The sequence below is a fragment of the Sulfuriferula multivorans genome (assembly GCF_003851125.1).
Lineage (GTDB): Bacteria > Pseudomonadota > Gammaproteobacteria > Burkholderiales > Sulfuriferulaceae > Sulfuriferula > Sulfuriferula multivorans.
The window spans coordinates 52057-69238 of the sequence record NZ_BGOW01000020.1; the positions used below are offsets into that span (position 1 = coordinate 52057).

The 17182-nt window shown below is 57.7% G+C and carries 15 protein-coding genes; 3 read left to right on the top strand and 12 right to left on the bottom strand.

Features of this window, described 5'->3' with window-relative positions; translation table 11 throughout:
- Positions 1–209 precede the first annotated feature (209 nt).
- The 12 genes from EI185_RS11345 to EI185_RS11400 all read right to left on the bottom strand — a co-directional run bounded on the left by EI185_RS11345 (position 210) and on the right by EI185_RS11400 (position 14594).
- Complete coding sequence (locus tag EI185_RS11345) at positions 210–1007, bottom strand: lysophospholipid acyltransferase family protein (RefSeq protein WP_124705272.1); 798 nt, start codon at positions 1005–1007, stop codon at positions 210–212.
- A gap of 2 nt (positions 1008–1009) precedes the next feature.
- Positions 1010–2071 (bottom strand): chorismate transformation FkbO/Hyg5 family protein, encoded by a 1062-nt coding sequence (locus EI185_RS11350; RefSeq protein WP_124705273.1) that lies wholly within the window; start codon positions 2069–2071, stop codon positions 1010–1012.
- A complete protein-coding gene (locus EI185_RS11355; RefSeq protein WP_124705274.1) occupies positions 2071–3414 on the bottom strand; it encodes an NAD(P)/FAD-dependent oxidoreductase in 1344 nt (447 codons plus the stop codon). Before EI185_RS11355 ends, EI185_RS11350 begins: the two co-directional genes overlap by 1 nt.
- 222 nt (positions 3415–3636) lie before the next feature.
- On the bottom strand, positions 3637–3846 hold the full coding sequence (locus tag EI185_RS11360) for a hypothetical protein (protein WP_124705275.1): 210 nt from the start codon (positions 3844–3846) through the stop codon (positions 3637–3639).
- Positions 3830–3973: a MerR family transcriptional regulator gene (locus EI185_RS18435; protein ID WP_223247808.1), complete on the bottom strand. Its 144-nt coding sequence runs from the start codon at positions 3971–3973 to the stop codon at positions 3830–3832. Before EI185_RS18435 ends, EI185_RS11360 begins: the two co-directional genes overlap by 17 nt.
- 125 nt (positions 3974–4098) lie before the next feature.
- Positions 4099–4455 (bottom strand): copper-binding protein, encoded by a 357-nt coding sequence (locus tag EI185_RS11370; protein WP_124705276.1) that lies wholly within the window; start codon positions 4453–4455, stop codon positions 4099–4101.
- Positions 4456–4563: 108 nt separating this feature from the next.
- Entirely contained in the window at positions 4564–7692 is a 3129-nt protein-coding gene (locus EI185_RS11375) for an efflux RND transporter permease subunit (RefSeq protein WP_124705277.1), read from the bottom strand.
- Positions 7689–9194, bottom strand: a complete 1506-nt coding sequence (locus tag EI185_RS11380) for an efflux RND transporter periplasmic adaptor subunit (RefSeq protein WP_124705278.1) — start codon at positions 9192–9194, stop codon at positions 7689–7691. Before EI185_RS11380 ends, EI185_RS11375 begins: the two co-directional genes overlap by 4 nt.
- Positions 9194–10447 carry a TolC family protein gene (locus EI185_RS11385; protein ID WP_124705279.1) on the bottom strand — a complete coding sequence of 418 codons (1254 nt, stop codon included), beginning with the start codon at positions 10445–10447 and terminating at the stop codon, positions 9194–9196. Before EI185_RS11385 ends, EI185_RS11380 begins: the two co-directional genes overlap by 1 nt.
- 548 nt (positions 10448–10995) lie before the next feature.
- A complete protein-coding gene (locus EI185_RS11390; protein ID WP_124705280.1) occupies positions 10996–11391 on the bottom strand; it encodes a thioredoxin family protein in 396 nt (131 codons plus the stop codon).
- A gap of 90 nt (positions 11392–11481) precedes the next feature.
- Entirely contained in the window at positions 11482–12801 is a 1320-nt protein-coding gene (locus EI185_RS11395) for an aldose epimerase family protein (RefSeq protein ID WP_124705281.1), read from the bottom strand.
- On the bottom strand, positions 12798–14594 hold the full coding sequence (locus tag EI185_RS11400; protein ID WP_124705282.1) for an ABCB family ABC transporter ATP-binding protein/permease: 1797 nt from the start codon (positions 14592–14594) through the stop codon (positions 12798–12800). The genes EI185_RS11395 and EI185_RS11400 overlap by 4 nt, the downstream gene beginning before the upstream one ends.
- Before the next feature lie 49 nt (positions 14595–14643).
- Here EI185_RS11400 and EI185_RS11405 point away from each other — a divergent pair, with 49 nt between their 5' ends.
- From EI185_RS11405 to prmB, 3 genes are all read left to right on the top strand, one after another.
- Positions 14644–14991 carry an arsenate reductase gene (locus tag EI185_RS11405; RefSeq protein ID WP_124705337.1) on the top strand — a complete coding sequence of 116 codons (348 nt, stop codon included), beginning with the start codon at positions 14644–14646 and terminating at the stop codon, positions 14989–14991.
- 135 nt (positions 14992–15126) lie between these two features.
- Positions 15127–16257 carry a succinyl-diaminopimelate desuccinylase gene (gene dapE, locus EI185_RS11410; protein ID WP_124705283.1) on the top strand — a complete coding sequence of 377 codons (1131 nt, stop codon included), beginning with the start codon at positions 15127–15129 and terminating at the stop codon, positions 16255–16257.
- Positions 16254–17162 (top strand): 50S ribosomal protein L3 N(5)-glutamine methyltransferase, encoded by a 909-nt coding sequence (gene prmB, locus EI185_RS11415; protein WP_124705284.1) that lies wholly within the window; start codon positions 16254–16256, stop codon positions 17160–17162. Before dapE ends, prmB begins: the two co-directional genes overlap by 4 nt.
- The last annotated feature ends 20 nt before the right edge of the window (positions 17163–17182 follow it).

The window sequence follows — 17182 nt, forward strand, 5'->3', positions numbered from 1 at the left end:
AAACCTAGAAAAAGTCAGCCACAGAGAACACAGAGTTCACAGAGGGAAAAAATCGGCTACCGTAAATATCAGCCTTACCCATCCGGTGATCGGGAAACGGGGTAGGCAGGGATGGGCAGTTTTATCGCCCAACTCGCAAAAATACGCAGAACCAGTATTCTCTCTGTGTTCTCTGTGAACTCCGTGGCTTGCATCTGTAATTTTTAGGATTAGAGCTTACGGTCAGCCTGCGCGGGCAGCGAGTTGGTCGGGTAAAACGCCGAGCCTTGTACCAGCTCATGCGCAAAGTAGTGTTCCAGTTCAGCCATGAAATTCTGGGTATGCTGCGGTGGATCAAAGCGCCGCCCCAGGCGCACCCGGTAATGGATCGGCATCGGCGGTTTGCGGAACAGCGGCCAGCCTTTGCTCAGATACGCCGAATCGGTTTCTATCAATACCGTCTGTACGGGCACCTGTGCATGATGCGCGATCAGGCCGATACTACCCTTGAGCGGATTGACCGGGCACGAGATGGTGCGGGTACCTTCCGGGAACAGCAGCAGATGGCTGCCGCTGTCAAAGTCCTGCACTGCCTGCTGCACCATGCGCCGCACCGGCTCATTGCGGATGTAGCGCGCCAGCCGTGCACCTGCGCCGAGAAAAATATTGTTCATCAGATCGGCCTTAAGCACGCAGGCGACATTCGGCAAGCGCGAAATCACCATCACCGCGTCCAGCAGGCACGGATGATTGGGCGCAATAATCAGCGACGGTTCATCGCGCAGCGCATCCAGCGCCTCCAGGTCGAAGCTGCAGCGGCGCGACACGCTCAGACTGGCAAGATACAAGCGAAATCCTGCCATGATGACGTAACGCCCCAGCGCCTGGCCTCTGCGCGCAGACAGTAATGGGTAAACAATTATCGCTATAGGTGTCCATGCCAGACACACCACCCCCAGCCAGGCCAGACCGAGATACAGCACCAGGTAATCGTAGGCATTCAGCAACACACGCAATACGGCGCGCATGATCAGTCCCGGTTGCCGGGCATGAACACAAACGGATGCCCTGCCGTGGCCTCGATTTCCACCAGCAGATCCTGGCGGCAGACATCAGCCTGCAGGTAGATTGCATGGGGTGCAGTACCGACTATGCGCTCAAGTTCGTTGCGAATCTGCGCCAGGTCGGCGGCGTGGCGTACATATACCTTGTAATGTAGGCTGGCCAGATCGAACTTCGGCTGGCTCGCACGACGGTTGGCCTGCGCCAGCACGGCCTCGATATTGGCCATGGTTTCGCGGGTTTGTGCCACGACATCGGTAGGGTGCAGGGTGGCATGGCCGACAATGCTGGCGGTGCCGGATACAAACAACACCTCGGCTTGTCCCAGCCGTACCAGACTGGCACGCGAGAATGTCGGGCTGCGCGGGCCATATTCCTGCGGATATTGATAGGCGCTGATCTGGCGCGGGTTTTCAATGTTCAGCGGCGCCACGCGTCCGGCCAAAAAGGCGATGGTCAACGGTCCCTGCGCCGAACCCAGCGCACACGCGGCAGGAACATTCCCCACCACATCGCGTCCGTGAGCCAGGAAAGCATCCTGCCGTCCCTGGTTGAACTGGCGATAGCGCTCCAGCCCGAAGCTGTGGGCGTTGATGTCGGCAATGTAATTCCAGAAGCGAAACAGATACGGGTAACGCAGCGTGTCGAGCAGCGCAAACACCTGGCGATAGGCCGACTCGGTGGCCTGCTGCAGCGGCGTTTTGTCAGCGCCGGTTGCAAACATGGTTTCGGGCAAAACAATCACGCCGAACAACACATCATCGTCGTGGCGATAATGGATGGCGCCACATTGGCCCTGGGTCAGCTGACCGCTGCCGTGCCAGACTTCGCAGATGGAATCGCCGTCATCCAGTCTCTGCATGGGTACGCGCATGCATGGAACATCCATGCCCGCTTGCATTGGGCTCTCGCCAGCATCCGCAGAAAAGCAGAGCGCGCCCAGCACGCTGTTTTTCCACTGTGCCGGTTGTTTCAAAAACGCTGCAATGGACAGGTTTGCGCCATGCAGGGGCGATACCGTATCGCGCATCAGTTCACCACTGCACCAGTTTCATCCATCGCCCGGATATTGTGTTTGCGCATCCGCCATGCATGCAACGTGCGCCTGAAATTGAGCAAGGATGCCGTGTAATACAGTCCCTTGAAGATCAGCAACGGGCCATGAATCGGGGTCTTGCCAAACACGTCGCCGGCCAGCACCGAGAGCAGCGCTTCCTTTACGCGGAAAATGTTGCGCGGCCCCATGAACATATTGCGCATGGTGGGGTTGGTCACCCGGTAAATAAACCAGGAAAACGCCTGCGGACCAATCCGCATCGTGCGGTCGAATTTCTTCAATGCAGCCGCCGCCTGCCGCGGATGGCGCAGGCAGGTGTCCACGGTATCGGCACCGACAAAGGCGCTGTGCATGGCCAGCATCACGCCGGAAGAAAACACCGGGTCGATAAAGGTGTAGGCATCGCCGAGCAGCAGATAATTGCTGCCGTGGGTATGGTCACATACGTAGGAAAAATTGCCCGTGGCTTCAACCGGCGAGGTTAGCTGCGCGTGTTGCAGCCGCTCGCTTAACGGCGCACACAGGGCGATGGTTTCCTGCAAAAACTGTTCGAGCGGTTTTTTGTTGCGGGTTTTCAGATAATACGGCCAGGTCACCGCACCGACGCTGGTCGTGCCGTCGGCCAGCGGAATAAACCAGAACCAGCCATGCTCGAACCAGAAAATGGTGATATTGCCCTCTGCCTTGCCAGCGTTGCGCTCGGCGCCTGAAAAGTAGCCGTAAATCGCAGTACTGTTGTGTTTCTTGTTGCGCTGCTTGGCTTTGAAGCGATTGCCGAGAAAGGTATCGCGGCCCGATGCATCCAGCACAAAACGCGCATGCACGGTTTCAACACTGCCGTCATCATGGCGTGCCTGTATCAGCGCACCTGCGTTATCAGGCAGGAAATCGACGTCCTCCACCTGGCAGCCTTCCACCACCCGGGCGTTTTTGCTGCTGGCGTTGCGGATCAGGATTTCGTCAAACTCGGCACGCCTTACCTGGTAAGCCATGGGCATGGATTTGTCCATGGCATCGGCGAATTCGAAAGTCTGCTTGTGGTCATGCCAGGGCGAGACGAATTCCGCGCCCCATTTTTCCATGCCGATGGCCTTCACCGCATCGGCCACGCCCAGCTTTTCCAGCAGCGGCAAATTGGCAGGCAGGAGTGATTCACCGATGTGGAAACGCGGATGGTGCGCCTTTTCCAGCAGGGTCACGCGATGGCCGCGCTCGGCCAGCAGTGCAGCGGCTGTCGAGCCCGCCGGACCACCGCCGATGACCAGTACATCGCAATCTGAAGTACACCTGACGGATGCCGGGGAGGAAGTGTTCATGGTTTAACCTGGCTTGCTATTCATCTCCCCGAATTGTATCGCATCGCCCTGCTAATCATGTGATTTAGTCATGCTCAGGTAAGGGGGCTGGTATATCCGCGATGAAAGATTGCGAGAATGGCTGGTGTCCGGTTGTGGCGGAACAAATCAGCGCGATGGCTTACCGCATTATGTATATCCCGATCCCGGCATGACACTGAGGCTACATTTTGGCAAAGATTTTTACGCTGCCAGTTCAGGAATGAAGGCAAAGTAGGCGTTAAGCATATAAATACCGGAGAGGATTAACAATGCAGCCCCCACGATCTCGAATGCATGCTGGGACTGGCGCAACGATTTCAGGCTCTCCAGCCAACCGATCTCCCAAGCGCCCAGGGTGATCGCTGGAAAAGGGAGTTTGATCCATCCGGCCACATCAAACCCAGTGAGCATGTTTGATGAAACGAATACGCTGCAAGGCGCTGTCGTTATAAAGCCGATATCCTGCAGGGGTTTTAGCTGCCGGCGTGATTAAACTTTCTTTTTCATAGTAACGCAGCGTGTCGACGCTGAAGCCAATTTATTTGGCCACTTTACCGATGGTGTACATGAGACTCTCCATTCCCCGTAGCCAATATAAACCTTGGAAAGGTCAAGCCATGGCTAAAGCCGCAATTCCATGCGGCTTTCTTGTGTCTTAACCAATTATTTGGCGGGCGTTATCTTGGTAATGACGTACTGCCCTTTGTTGCTCTCGGATAGTTCGAAGTCGACATGCTGTCCCGGTTTTAGCATCGCCAGGCCCTGCTTGTCGCTGACCTTGAAGCTCATGGTCATCCTGGGCCAGTTGAGGCTGGGTATTGCTTCATGGGACAGGTTTACCTTGGCTTCTTTTATATCCACGCTGTTTACTATGCCTTTGGCTTTATGGGCTTTGCCAGCGGTGGCTGGAGGTGCATCCATCTTCATGCCGGCCATATTGGGTTTATCGGCGGCAACCGCTGGCATCGTGATCAATGCGGCCAATGCAGCAGGAACGAGTATGAAATGCAGTTTTTTCATGATGATTTCCTTTTGAGTGAATGAACTTTAAAACCCAAGCGCTTCATTTTCTTCTTTCTACAACAGGTACACCAGTACAGCAAACATGCACGAACACCCCTATCCGGATCAAGGCTTGCTACGGCGACGGCGCATCAGGCTGTATGCCGCGGGGATGACGAACAGGGACAACAGCGGGGCAGTCACCATCCCGCCCAGCATGGGCGCGGCGATACGGCTCATGATCTCGCTACCCGTGCCGGTAGCCAGAAGTATGGGCAACAGGCCGGCTATGATGACTGCCACCGTCATGGCTTTGGGGCGTATGCGCAATACCGCACCTTCGCGGATTGCATCGAGCAACCCGACGTCATCGCCTTGCCCTGCCTCACGCCGGGCATCCCAGGCGTTCTTCAGGTAGAGCAGCATGATCACGCCGAATTCGGCAGACACGCCGGCCAGCGCGATGAACCCCACGCCGGTTGCCACCGACAGGTTGTAGCCCATCAGATAGAGAAACCACAGACCACCGGTGAGTGCAAACGGCAACGTGACCATAATTAAACCGGCTTCATCAAAACGCTTGAAGATGAAATAAAGCAGCACAAAGATGATCAGCAAGGTCGCCGGCACCACCAGCTTGAGGCGTGCGTTGGCGCGTTCCAGATACTCGAACTGGCCGCTGTATGCCACGCTCATGCCGGGTTCCAGCTTGACCTGACGTGCCACCGCCTGGCGCAGATCGGCCACGGTCGAGGCTAGGTCGCGGCCCTTGACGTCCACATAGACCCAGCCGGTGGGGCGCGCATTTTCGCTCTTGAGCATGGGCGGGCCGTCGCTGATACTGACTTTGGCCACGGTGCCCAGGGTGATTTGCTCACCGGTGGGGGTGAGGATGGGCAAACGCGTAAGCGCCTCGGGCGAACTGCGCCAGGAACGGTCGTAGCGCACGTTGATCGGGAAACGCGCCAGCCCTTCCACCGTCTCTCCGACATTCTCGCCGCCGATCAGACTCGCCACCACCGACTGCACGTCGTTCACATTCAAGCCATAGCGGGCAGCGGCGCGGCGATCAATGTCGACATTGATATAGCGCCCGCCCGTGAGGCGCTCCGCCAATGCAGAACTGATCCCCGGCACGGTTTTGGCAACCCGTTCAATCGCCTGGGTAACCCGGTCGATCTGCTCCAGATTGTTGCCAGCCACTTTCACCCCGATCGGGCTTTTGATGCCGGTGGCGAGCATGTCGATGCGATTGCGAATGGGCGGTACCCATAAATTGGTCAGCCCCGGTACCTGGACTGCTTTATCCAGCGCCTTGACCAGCAATTCGGGTGTCATGCCGGGACGCCATTGATCGCGGGGCTTGAACTGGATGGTAGTTTCAAACATTTCCAGCGGTGCCGGATCGGTCGCAGTCTCGGCCCGTCCCGCCTTGCCGAATACACTTGCGACTTCGGGCACGGATTTAATCATGCGGTCAGTCTGCTGCAACAGCTGCGTGGCTTTCTGTACAGACAAGCCGGGCAACGCAGTCGGCATATACAACAGGTCGCCTTCGTCCATGGCCGGCAAAAACTCGCCACCCAGCTGGCTCACCGGCCAGGCGCTGGTGAGGAAGACCAGAAATGCAATCAGCAAGGTCAATTTGGGCCGGCGCAGCACCGCATTTAGCGCTGGCCGGTAAAGACCGATCAGCAGGCGGTTGAGCGGGTTGCTGCGCTCGTCGGGAATGCGCCCGCGTATCCAGTACCCCATCAGCACCGGCACCAGCGTGACCGACAGACCAGCCGCGGCCGCCATGGCGTAGCTCTTGGTAAAGGCCAGCGGGCCGAACAGCCGCCCCTCCTGCGCCTCGAGCGTGAACACCGGAATGAACGACAGGGTAATCACCAGAAGGCTGAAAAACAGCGCCGGGCCGACCTCAACGGCAGCTGCAGTAATCACTTGCCAGTGCGCCTCGCCCTGTAACGTCTCGCCCGGATGCCCATGCTGCCAGGCCTCGATCTTCTTGTGCGCGTTCTCGATCATCACCACGGCAGCGTCGACCATCGCACCGATGGCGATGGCAATACCGCCCAGCGACATGATGTTGGCGTTAATCCCCTGATGGCGCATGACGATAAAGGCGATCAGCACCCCCAACGGCAACGACACGATGGCCACCAGCGAGGAGCGCAGATGCCAGAGGAATATCGCGCATACCAGCGCGACGACGATGAATTCCTCGATCAGCTTGTGGCTGAGGTTCTCCACTGCGCTGTCGATGAGCTGGCTGCGATCATAGGTGGGAACGATCTCCACTCCCGGCGGCAGGCTTTTTTTCAATTCCGCCAGCTTGGCTTTGACTGCCTCAATCGTGGTGCGCGCGTTTTTACCTGAGCGCAAAATCACCACACCGCCGACGACTTCACCCTGCCCGTCGAGCTCGGCAACGCCGCGGCGCATTTCCGGGCCGAGCTGAATATGCGCCACCTCGCCCAAGGTGATCGGCACGCCGCCCTGCCCCACTTTCAGTGGTATTTCGCGGAAGTCATCCAGCGTTTTCAGATAACCCGAGGCCCGCACCATGTATTCGGATTCCGACATGTCCACCACACCGCCACCGGTTTCCTGATTCGCGTTGCGGATGGCGTCGATGACCTGCTGGTGCGTCACGCCAAAGCTGGCCAGCTTCACCGGATCGAGAACCACCTGATACTGCTTGACCATGCCGCCGATGGTGGCGACCTCGGCAACGTTGGGCAGGCTTTTCAGCTCGTACTTGAGAAACCAGTCCTGCAGGGCGCGTAGCTGGGCGAGATCATGCTGGCCGGTGCGATCCACCAGCGCATATTCGTAAATCCAGCCCACCCCGGTCGCGTCCGGGCCGAGCGACGGCTTGGCGCCAGCCGGCAGCTTGCCCTGTAACTGGCTGAGATATTCGAGCACCCGCGAGCGTGCCCAGTACAGATCGGTACCATCCTCGAACAGCACATAGACGAAGGAGTCGCCGAAAAACGAATAGCCGCGTACCGTCTTCGCGCCGGGTACCGACATCATCGTGGTCGCCAATGGATAGGTCACCTGGTTTTCCACGATCTGCGGCGCTTGTCCCGCGTAAGGCGTGCGGATGATTACCTGCACATCGGATAAATCCGGCAGCGCGTCGATGGGCGTGCTCATCACCGCCCACACCCCCCAGGCTGTGGCAAACAGGGTTGCCAGCAGCACCAGGAAGCGGTTGTTGACCGACCATTCGATGACGCGCCGGATCATTTGGTGCCTCCGATTTTTTCGAGGCGTTCGATCACCAGGCTGCTATCGGTTTGGCGCTCGCCGATGCGTACCTTGTCGCCTACCTTGATACCCTGGACGAGTTGCGGGCGTGCCAGTGCAAAGTCCATGGTCATGGCGGGCATGCCCATGAGCGGGCCGCTGGCGATGGTAACTTCGCCTTTACCGAAGCTGATGATACGGCCTTCCGCCTCGTGCAGCGCCACTGGTGCTGGTGCTGGTGCTGGTGCGGCGCCGGTGCTGGTGTCAGGTGCGTCGGCAGCGGCGAAAATACCCTGCAGACTCGCATCCGAATCGATCAGGAACTGGCCGGAAGTGACCACCTTCTGGCCTTCACTCAAACCGTTCAGCACCGCTGTTTGTCCGCCTGCCTCGGCACCGGTTTGCACTTCCACCGGCCGGTAATGGCCGCCGCTTTCGGCCACCATGACCATGGCGCCCTTGCCGGTGCGAATAATCGCCTCGGTCGGTACCAGCAGCATGCTTTGCTTGTCGCTTTCTGCCAGTTGTACCTGTGCAGTCAGCCCCGGGCGCAGATGGCCATGTTTATTCGGCAGCTCCACTCGCACCTTCAGGGTGCGGGTATCGAGGTTGGCCTCCGGCAGGATATCCGTCACGCGTCCCTGAATGACTTCTCCCGGCAGTGCAGGCAGCCGCGCCTGCGCGCTTTGTCCGACCTGTATCTGCTGGGCCAGTGCCTCGGGCACCGCCACATCGAGCCAGACCGTGCCTAGGCCATTCACCTTGGCCAGGGTCTGGCCGCTGGTTACCGTCATGCCGGCGCGCACATCGAGCTCGCGGATCACGCCACTCATCGGGAAGCTCACGGTCACCACCGGATGCGGCACGCCGCTGCGCTCCACCTGCTGGATCAGTTGGGACGGCATACCCAGCACTTGCATGCGTTGCCGTGCGACGTCCATCAGTCCCGCATCGCCGCTTTTTTTCAGAACCAGAAATTCCTGTTGAGCGCCACTCCATTCCGGCACCAGCAGGCTGACCAGCGGGCTGCCCGCAGCGACCACATCACCCGGCGCCCGAGCGAATACCCGTTCCACGAACCCTGCCGCACGCGCCTGCACGATAGACACATCGCGCTCGTTGAAAGCCAGCACACCGGTGGCTTCCAGCTTCGGCGTCAAATTACCCCGGGTTACGCTGGCGGTGCGCATGCCCAGATTTTGCACGACTCGCGGATCGATCTTGACCGACCCGGCCTCCGCTTTGTTGCCACTGTCATCGGCATATTTCGGTACCAGCGCCATGTCCATGAACGGCGATTTACCCGGCTTGTCGAAATGCTGCTGGGGCACCATCGGGTCATACCAGTACAGCGGCTTGCGCTCGGCCGGGGCTTGCGAAGACGTTGTCATTGCCGGGCCTGGGCTTATCTGGGCATGGTTTGCCCACCAATAGCCACCCGCCGCACCGGCGGCCAAAATTATCAGCATCAGCACGGCCAGTTTCAGGTGTTTTGCATTCATTATTTATTCTCCCCGTAGGCATAGTGGAGGCGTGCGGCGACCAGTGCGCGCTGGCCTTCAAGATCGATGGCCTTGAGGCGGGCATCAATCCATTCGCTGCGTGCGGCAATCACCGTCGCCAGATCGGTTTGGCCGCCACGGTAGGCCGCGAGCGCCAATTGGACCTTCTCCTGCGCCAGTGGCATCAGGCTATCGTGCTGGCGCTGCACGGCACGGTCGAGTTGCTGATAGGCAGCCAGGTCAGTCGCCAGCATCTGTGCGTGCTCACGCAGAGTGTTTTCGCGCTCGGCGTCTATACGTACCAGCTCTGCACGTTTGGCGGCAATTTGTGGATCCTGGCGGCGTGAGGCAAACACCGGCAAGTCAAAGGTGAACTGGATGGAGGCCATGTTGCTGAAGTCCGGACCGCGCTGCTGGTAGGCGAGCTCCACTGCCCAGTCGGGTTTTTTCATGGATTCGGCTTCGCGCACTTCGGCTTCGGCCTGATTCGTCTTCGAGTCATAAACAGCGAGTTCGGGGTGGTGATGCAGATGGTCTGCGAGCGTGGTTGGCATAATCGGCCAGGTCGGCGCTTCGCCCATCAGCGGCTCTCCTCCCTCCGGACCTATCCAGCGCTTGAGGGCGGCTTCGGCATCGCTGCGTTCGCGCTCCAGCTGGTCGTGGCGATCCGCCAGTGCAGCCGTTTCCTGGCGTGGCAGGATAGCGTCCATTGCCAGGCCGCGGCCGGCGGCAATGCGGGAGCGCACCGCCTCCGCCAGCAACCGGTTTTCGCGATATAACTCGTCGAACAATGCCAGCTTGCGTTCCGCGGTGTAGCGGGCGATCCAGGCCAGTGCGACTTCGCGCCGCACCTTGAGCCGTTCGATGCGGCGCTCGGCGACGGCCACCGCTATGCTGCTCTGCGCCACGTCGACACGTGCCTGACGCTTGTCTGAATTGGGCACTTCCTGACTGACCCCGATGCGCCGCATGGTCATGAAATCACGGTTGAGGTTAAAGCGATCCGGTCCATTGATGGGTAAATTGTCGATACCGAGCATCAGTTTCGGGTCGGGCAGTTCTCCGGCAGGAATGGCGGCCTGACGCGCCGCTTCGATCCGTGCGTTGTCCACGGCTAGCGAAGGCGCGGTACGCTCGGCCAGTTGCAGGGCCTTTTCAAAACTCAGAGGTGCGGCGACGGCGGGCACGGCAATAATTGCCACGGTAATAGCCAGCACATTTCGCTGCCATGTAGGCAACAGGAATGTATTCATGCTCAAAACTCCCAGGATGAGCGCGCTCATAGGCGCACAACCCCTCACACCAGGTGAGGGAACAACCAGATCAGAGAATCAAAGCAAGCGTGGCGGACGCCAGACGCCGGATGCGTCGGAGGAAATGATGCGGGCAGATAGTGGTGGCAAGGATAGCCACTGGGGTAAGGCGAAAGGAACAAATTTCACGGACAGTGCCGGAAATGGATTGGCCGTTTTGTACATTTGTGCACATTGGTTTTGGTCGCATTTGCCTGGTGCACTGTGCTTGTCTCCGCTATCGTTGCAGTGGCAGCAACATGACTGATCATTCGACATCGAAGCCATATTCTGATCTTGCGACATGGGGCAGGAGCAAGAGGGAAGCACAGCCGCCAGCGCCGCATAGCCGTTTAACGGCAATGTGAGGCTAAAAAGCAGAATAAGCAGCTGACGTAGCACTTTCATAACCGGATCATATTAGCTTTATGGCCTTTTGCGCAAATACCTGCATTCAATATGCAATTATTCAAGCCGCTTGCCCCGTTTGTCACCCGCGCATCAGTGTCTCAGTTTGCCTCCAGCATACGCTTGAGGCGCGTTTCGTTCAGACCTCCCAGATGCACCTGACGTATCGTATTGTCTTCCACCAAAACGAAACTGGGCGTAGCAGCTATCCCAAACGCCCGTGCCAGGACCATGGATTGCGCCACATCCACCTTCACCAGATTGCGATGCGTTTGCTGCAATCGAGCGACCAGCGGTGCCATGGCCCGGCACGGCCCACAATTCTCGGCGAAGAAATAATAAACACGGCGGCGTTCACTGGCGGCGATCCCATCCACGCTACTGGTATCGGGCGCGGCACTGCCCACAATGCGCCGGGCGCGCCAGTAAGCCGACAATTGCATCGCCAATACGAGGCCAACAAATATGACAAAGCCTATGAATACCAGGGTTTGCATGGAATCTCACCGCAGGAATGACAACGAAACCAAAGGTACAGATAAGTCGAATCTGCCTTTGGTTCCTTACTGATTGAGTACTGTGCTTATTTAGCCGCCTGTTTCCAGTCCGATGAAAGCGACCATGCTATGTGAGGTATCCGCCGCAATGGTTACGCACGCATCACCCGCATTGACCGTTTCTACACACAGCATTTCCTGATACTCGTCCGCAGCCATATCAGCAAAACCTTTCTCTTTTTCTATCCAGGGATTCCACACCACTGTGGAAGTACTGCCCGATTTTGCTACACGAATTTTTCGGTTCAGTTTTGCGTCATCGATCACGCAATCGGTAATGGTGTCGATATATACGCGATCGGTTTCTCCACTGAAACTGACTGCTCCGATTTGGGTGTCACGGGCGAAATCCCGCACTTTATCCAGATACTCGGTATTTTCCAGACCCAGTACCTGCGTTTGATGGATGTTCCCTACATGAAAATAAGTATGCAATCCTTCGCTGATCTCAAATGCTGTCGCGCCCTTATTACGCGTCACCAGTTCCATCTTGAGCGCCGCCCCCACGGTGACAATCAGCTCCAGGTCAAAAGCGTAATTCCACAGCGCGCGGGTGGATTCGTCATCTTTCATGCTGAACCGGATAAATACGCTGTCGGCCATGCCCTGGCCGGTTTCGCGCACTTCCCACATGCGCGTGCGCACAAAACCATGCGCAGGCTTGCCCGCCTCGCCCGCGCCGAACCACGGCCAGCATACCGGTACGCCGCCGCGCACGCCTTTACCTGGTTGATATACCGCAGCGCGGCTTACCCACAGCACCGGCAGCTGCCCGCTTGGCTGCCATTCCAGCACTTGCGCACCCTGTACTGCAATGCGTGCGCTTGCATGCGGCGTGGTAATTTCGACTACCGGCAACCCCGCTGCGGCATCGACAAATTCAAGCTTGCCGGCAATGGCAAACTGCTGGTTGAGAGTATCGGTGTGTTGTGGCATAACAAGCTCCATACGTAGGTGAGGAATATCGGCGTCGGGAAATTCCGCGCCAACGGGTTGAAAACCGAAACGGGCATAAAATCCCGCGGCATGGGTCTGGGCATTCAGATACAGCCAGCCCAGATGCTGCTGGCGTGCGGCATGCAACACGGCATTCAGCAATGCGCGCCCTGCGCCTTTGCCGCGCCAGGCTGGCAGCACCGCCATACGGCCGATGTGTCCATCGGCAAGCAAACGGGCGCAACCGACCGCGCTGCCATGGTCTAGTGCAATGAAATGGGTCGCAGCGGCGTCCAGCCCATCCCATTCCAGCGCTTCCGGCACGCCCTGCTCCTCGATAAAAACAGTGCGACGCAGGCTTGCCAATGTGTCGGATTGTTGCGCCCAGCTTACCGTGGCGACATGCAGGATCATGCGGCTTCTATCCTTTCTGTGGCTTCTTCCTGCTGCATTGCCCACAACCGCGCATACACGCCGTTTTGCGCCAGTAATTCGCGATGGCTGCCGCGCTCCACGATTTCGCCCTGCTCCATCACCAATATTTGATCTGCGTCGATGATGGTGGACAGACGGTGGGCAATGGTCAGCGTGGTACGCGATTTGGCGATTTCCTTGAGTTCGGCCTGGATAATTTTTTCGGTCGTTGTGTCGAGTGCGGAAGTGGCTTCGTCCAGGATCAGGATGGCCGGATTTTTGAGCAAGGTACGCGCAATCGCCACGCGCTGCTTTTCACCTCCCGAAAGTTTGAGGCCGCGTTCGCCCACGGTGGTTTCCCAGCCTTTGGGGAGCGACTCGATAAAATGCAGGATGTGAGCGGCGCGCGCTGCCTCGACGATTTCTTCTCGGCTGGCCTCGGGGCGACCGTAAGCGATGTTGTAGTAGATGCTGTCGTTGAACAGCACGGTATCCTGCGGCACGATGCCAATCGCGGCACGCAGGCTGTGCTGGGTGACGCTGCGGATGTCCTGGCCATCGATGCTGATGCGTCCGCCGGTCACGTCGTAGAAGCGGAACAGCAGCCGCGCCAGTGTGGATTTGCCGGCTCCGCTGGTGCCGACCACCGCTATGTTGTGCCCGGCGGGGATGTCAAAACTCACGCCATGCAATATCTTGCGGTCCGCATCGTAGCCGAAACGCACATCTTCGAAGCGCACCACACCGCCCTTGAGCTGCAGCGGTCTGGCAGCCGGGGCGTCCTGGATTTCGCGGTTGACGTGAAGCAGCTTGAACAGCCGCTCGATATCGGTGAGAGACTGTTTGATCGAGCGATACATCACGCCCAGGAAATTCAGCGGAATGAACATCTGGATCAGGAAGGCGTTGATCATCACCAGATCGCCAATGGTGAGCTTGCCCGCAACCACACCAGCGGAAGCGCGCAGCAGCATGATCGTCACGCCGGTGGCAATAATTATCGCCTGCGCTGCATTGAGCAGACCCAGCGATGTCTGGTTCTTGACCGCGACTTTTTCCCAGCTCTGCAGGCTGACGTCGTAACGTCTGGCCTCGAAATCCTCATTGCCGAAGTATTTCACCGTCTCATAATTCAGCAGGCTGTCGATGGCCTTGGTATTGGCCTGCGAGTCGAGTTCGTTCATTTCACGGCGAATATGGGTACGCCATTCTGTAATGGTGATGGTGAGTGCGATATACACCACAAGCACCGCCAGGGTGATGGCGGCGAATATCCAGTCGAATTTGGCAAACAGTATTCCCGCCACCAGACTGATTTCAATCAGCGTGGGCAGGATGGAAAACAGGGTGAAATTGATCAGCGAGGAAATGCCGCGCGCGCCCCGCTCTATGTCGCGCGACACCCCACCAGTCTGGCGTTCCAGATGAAAGCGCAGCGAGAGATTATGCAGGTGACGGAATACCTCCAGCCCTACGCGGCGGATGGCGTGCTGAGTCACTTTGGCGAACACGATGTCGCGCAGATCGGAAAACACCGTGCTGGCCAGCCGCAATACTCCGTAGCCCAACAACAGAGCCACCGGTACGACCAAGGCTGCCTTGGGCTGGTTGAGCGAATCCACGACCCGCTTCAATATCAGCGGGACGCCCACTACGGCGAGTTTGGCGCCGATCAGGAAACTCAGCGCAATGGCGACGCGCCATTTGTATTCCCACAGATAGGGCAACAGCAGGCGGATAGTGCGCCAGTCGGCAGTGCCAGGCTGGCCGCCATCAGAAGCGAAGCGACGCATGAGCAGTTCTCGATTAAAATGGGCGAATTATTACTATTCTATCGGCACCATGCGCATTTACGGTATTTCCAATTGCACTACGGTCAAAAAAGCCTTGGCCTGGCTGGATGAACACGGCCAGACTTACGAATTTCATGATTTCAAGAAATCCGGCGTCAATGTCGCGTTGCTGAACACATGGGCGCAACAGGTGGGCTGGGAAAAATTGCTTAACCGTCAGGGCATGACCTGGCGCCAGCTGCCAGACGCGATAAAAACCAGCATCACCACCCAGGAAGCCGCGTTTGCGCTGATGATGGAAAAAACCAGTGTGATCAAACGCCCGGTGCTGGAACATGCGCACCAAATAGTAATCGGATTTAACCCCGCGGAATATGCTGCTGTCCTGGGAGCGTGACATGAGAACAAATGCTTTTGTTGTAGCGATGCTGATAATTCCAGCATCAATAGTCGGTAATCCCGCTAAGGCCGCAACACGCACACTCGAACAGAAATTATCCATTCCTTCGTAGCTGCCAGAAAATAAATCAACATGACCGATACCCTCGCACTCACTCAGCAGCTCATCTCGCGCCGCTCCAACACCCCTGATGACGCCGGTTGTCAGGCTTTAATGCAGGAACGCCTGGCGCCATTGGGTTTTCGTTTTGAAACCATCTCCTCTAACGGCGTTATCAACTTGTGGGCGCGCCGGGGCGACACCAGCCCGGTGGTATGCTTTGCCGGGCATACCGATGTGGTGCCAACCGGGCCGCTGGATCAATGGTATTCCGACCCGTTCACCCCCACGATACGCGATGGTATTTTGTACGGACGCGGCGCATCGGACATGAAAGCCTCACTGGCGGCGTTTGTGACTTCGATAGAAGGCTTTGTCACCCAGCATCCAGACCACATCGGCTCGATTGCGCTGCTGATCACCTCGGATGAGGAAGGGATCGCCACCGACGGCACTGTAAAAGTTGTCGAAATGTTGGCTGCGCGCGGCGAAAAAATTGACTGCTGCATCGTAGGCGAACCCACCTGCGTGTCGCAACTGGGCGATACCATCAAAAATGGCCGGCGCGGTTCCCTGTCCGGGCGCCTTACGGTAAAAGGCATACAGGGGCACATTGCCTATCCACACCTGGTCAGGAACCCCATCCACCAGGCCGCCCCGGTCATCGCCGAGCTGGCCGCGATCGAATGGGATAAAGGCAACGAATATTTCCCGCCGACCAGTTGGCAAATCTCCAATATCCACGGTGGCACCGGCGCCACCAACGTAGTGCCCGGCACAGTGGAAATCCGCTTCAATTTTCGCCATTCCACGGCCAGCACCAAAGATGATTTGAAAGTTCGAGTACACGAAGTACTTGACCGACACGGTCTTGAATACGATCTCGATTGGGAGGAATCTGGCAATCCCTACCTCACGCCGCGCGGCAGCCTGGTGGATGCGATCAGTGCAGCAATCAAGGAGGTCACGGGGCTGGATACCGAGCTCTCCACTACTGGTGGCACTTCGGACGGACGTTTTATTGCCGACATCTGTGCACAGGTGGTGGAGTTCGGTCCAATGAACGCCAGTATCCACAAGCTCAATGAAAATGTGCCAGTTGCCGCACTGGAACCACTGCGCGCAATCTACCAAAAAACCCTGGAAAAACTGCTAAGCCGATGAGTCACGATTATTTTCACGATACCGATGCGCTGATTACGGTGCGCGACTGGCTGCGCTTCGGGGTGAGCCGCATGAATGAGGCCGGTGTGTTTTTCGGACACGGCACGACGAATGCCTTCGATGAAGCCGCTTACCTTATCCTGCACAGCCTGCACCTGCCACTGGACCGGCTGGATCCGTTTCTCGATGCCTGCCTCACCGAAGTGGAGCGCGAAGATCTGAAACTGGTATTCGAGAAACGCGTGAAGCAACGCATCCCTTCGGCTTACATCACGCATCAGGCCTGGCTGGGAGAATTCGCTTTTTATGTCGATGAGCGAGTGATTATTCCGCGCTCGTTCATTGCCGAATTATTGCGTGAACAGCTGGATCCATGGGTAAAAGATCCTGAGTCGGTGCAAACCGGATTGGATATGTGCACGGGCTCTGGCTGTCTGGCCATTTTGATGGCGCATGCCTTCCCCAATGCTGCAATCGACGCGGTGGATATATCCGTTGATGCGCTGTCGGTTGCTCAGCGTAATATCGTCGACTATCAGTTGCAGGCGCAAGTACACACCCTAAAATCCGATTTGTTCAGCCAGCTATCCGGCCGCACCTACGACGTTATCGTAAGCAACCCCCCTTACGTCAACGCAACCAGTATGGCGCTGCTGCCTGCTGAATATCTGGCAGAACCGCAGCTTGCACTAGCCAGCGGATCTGATGGTCTGGAACATATCCGCGCCATACTCGGCGCCGCACCGGCCCACCTTAATCCAGGAGGAATTCTGGTTGCTGAAATCGGCCATAATCGTGACGCGCTGGAGGGAGAATTTCCGAATCTGTCGCTCACCTGGCTGGATACCGGCGACAGCGATGAATATGTGTTTCTGGTGACGCGAGAACAATTGCTGGGACAATAAACAACAGGCTGCAAACCGCC

What these genes read in the sequence shown, in the direction of transcription:
- EI185_RS11360 (WP_124705275.1), bottom strand. Translation starts at nt 3,846, where the DNA reads ATGCTCACTGGGTTTGATGTGGCCGGATGGATCAAACTCCCTTTTCCA.
- EI185_RS11380 (WP_124705278.1), bottom strand. Translation starts at nt 9,194, where the DNA reads ATGAATGCAAAACACCTGAAACTGGCCGTGCTGATGCTGATAATTTTG.
- EI185_RS11350 (WP_124705273.1), bottom strand. Translation starts at nt 2,071, where the DNA reads ATGCGCGATACGGTATCGCCCCTGCATGGCGCAAACCTGTCCATTGCA.
- EI185_RS11390 (WP_124705280.1), bottom strand. Translation starts at nt 11,391, where the DNA reads ATGCAAACCCTGGTATTCATAGGCTTTGTCATATTTGTTGGCCTCGTA.
- EI185_RS11375 (WP_124705277.1), bottom strand. Translation starts at nt 7,692, where the DNA reads ATGATCCGGCGCGTCATCGAATGGTCGGTCAACAACCGCTTCCTGGTG.
- dapE (WP_124705283.1), top strand. Translation starts at nt 15,127, where the DNA reads ATGACCGATACCCTCGCACTCACTCAGCAGCTCATCTCGCGCCGCTCC.
- EI185_RS11395 (WP_124705281.1), bottom strand. Translation starts at nt 12,801, where the DNA reads ATGATCCTGCATGTCGCCACGGTAAGCTGGGCGCAACAATCCGACACA.
- EI185_RS11345 (WP_124705272.1), bottom strand. Translation starts at nt 1,007, where the DNA reads ATGCGCGCCGTATTGCGTGTGTTGCTGAATGCCTACGATTACCTGGTG.
- EI185_RS11355 (WP_124705274.1), bottom strand. Translation starts at nt 3,414, where the DNA reads ATGAACACTTCCTCCCCGGCATCCGTCAGGTGTACTTCAGATTGCGAT.
- EI185_RS11385 (WP_124705279.1), bottom strand. Translation starts at nt 10,447, where the DNA reads ATGAATACATTCCTGTTGCCTACATGGCAGCGAAATGTGCTGGCTATT.
- EI185_RS11370 (WP_124705276.1), bottom strand. Translation starts at nt 4,455, where the DNA reads ATGAAAAAACTGCATTTCATACTCGTTCCTGCTGCATTGGCCGCATTG.
- EI185_RS11400 (WP_124705282.1), bottom strand. Translation starts at nt 14,594, where the DNA reads ATGCGTCGCTTCGCTTCTGATGGCGGCCAGCCTGGCACTGCCGACTGG.
- EI185_RS11405 (WP_124705337.1), top strand. Translation starts at nt 14,644, where the DNA reads ATGCGCATTTACGGTATTTCCAATTGCACTACGGTCAAAAAAGCCTTG.
- prmB (WP_124705284.1), top strand. Translation starts at nt 16,254, where the DNA reads ATGAGTCACGATTATTTTCACGATACCGATGCGCTGATTACGGTGCGC.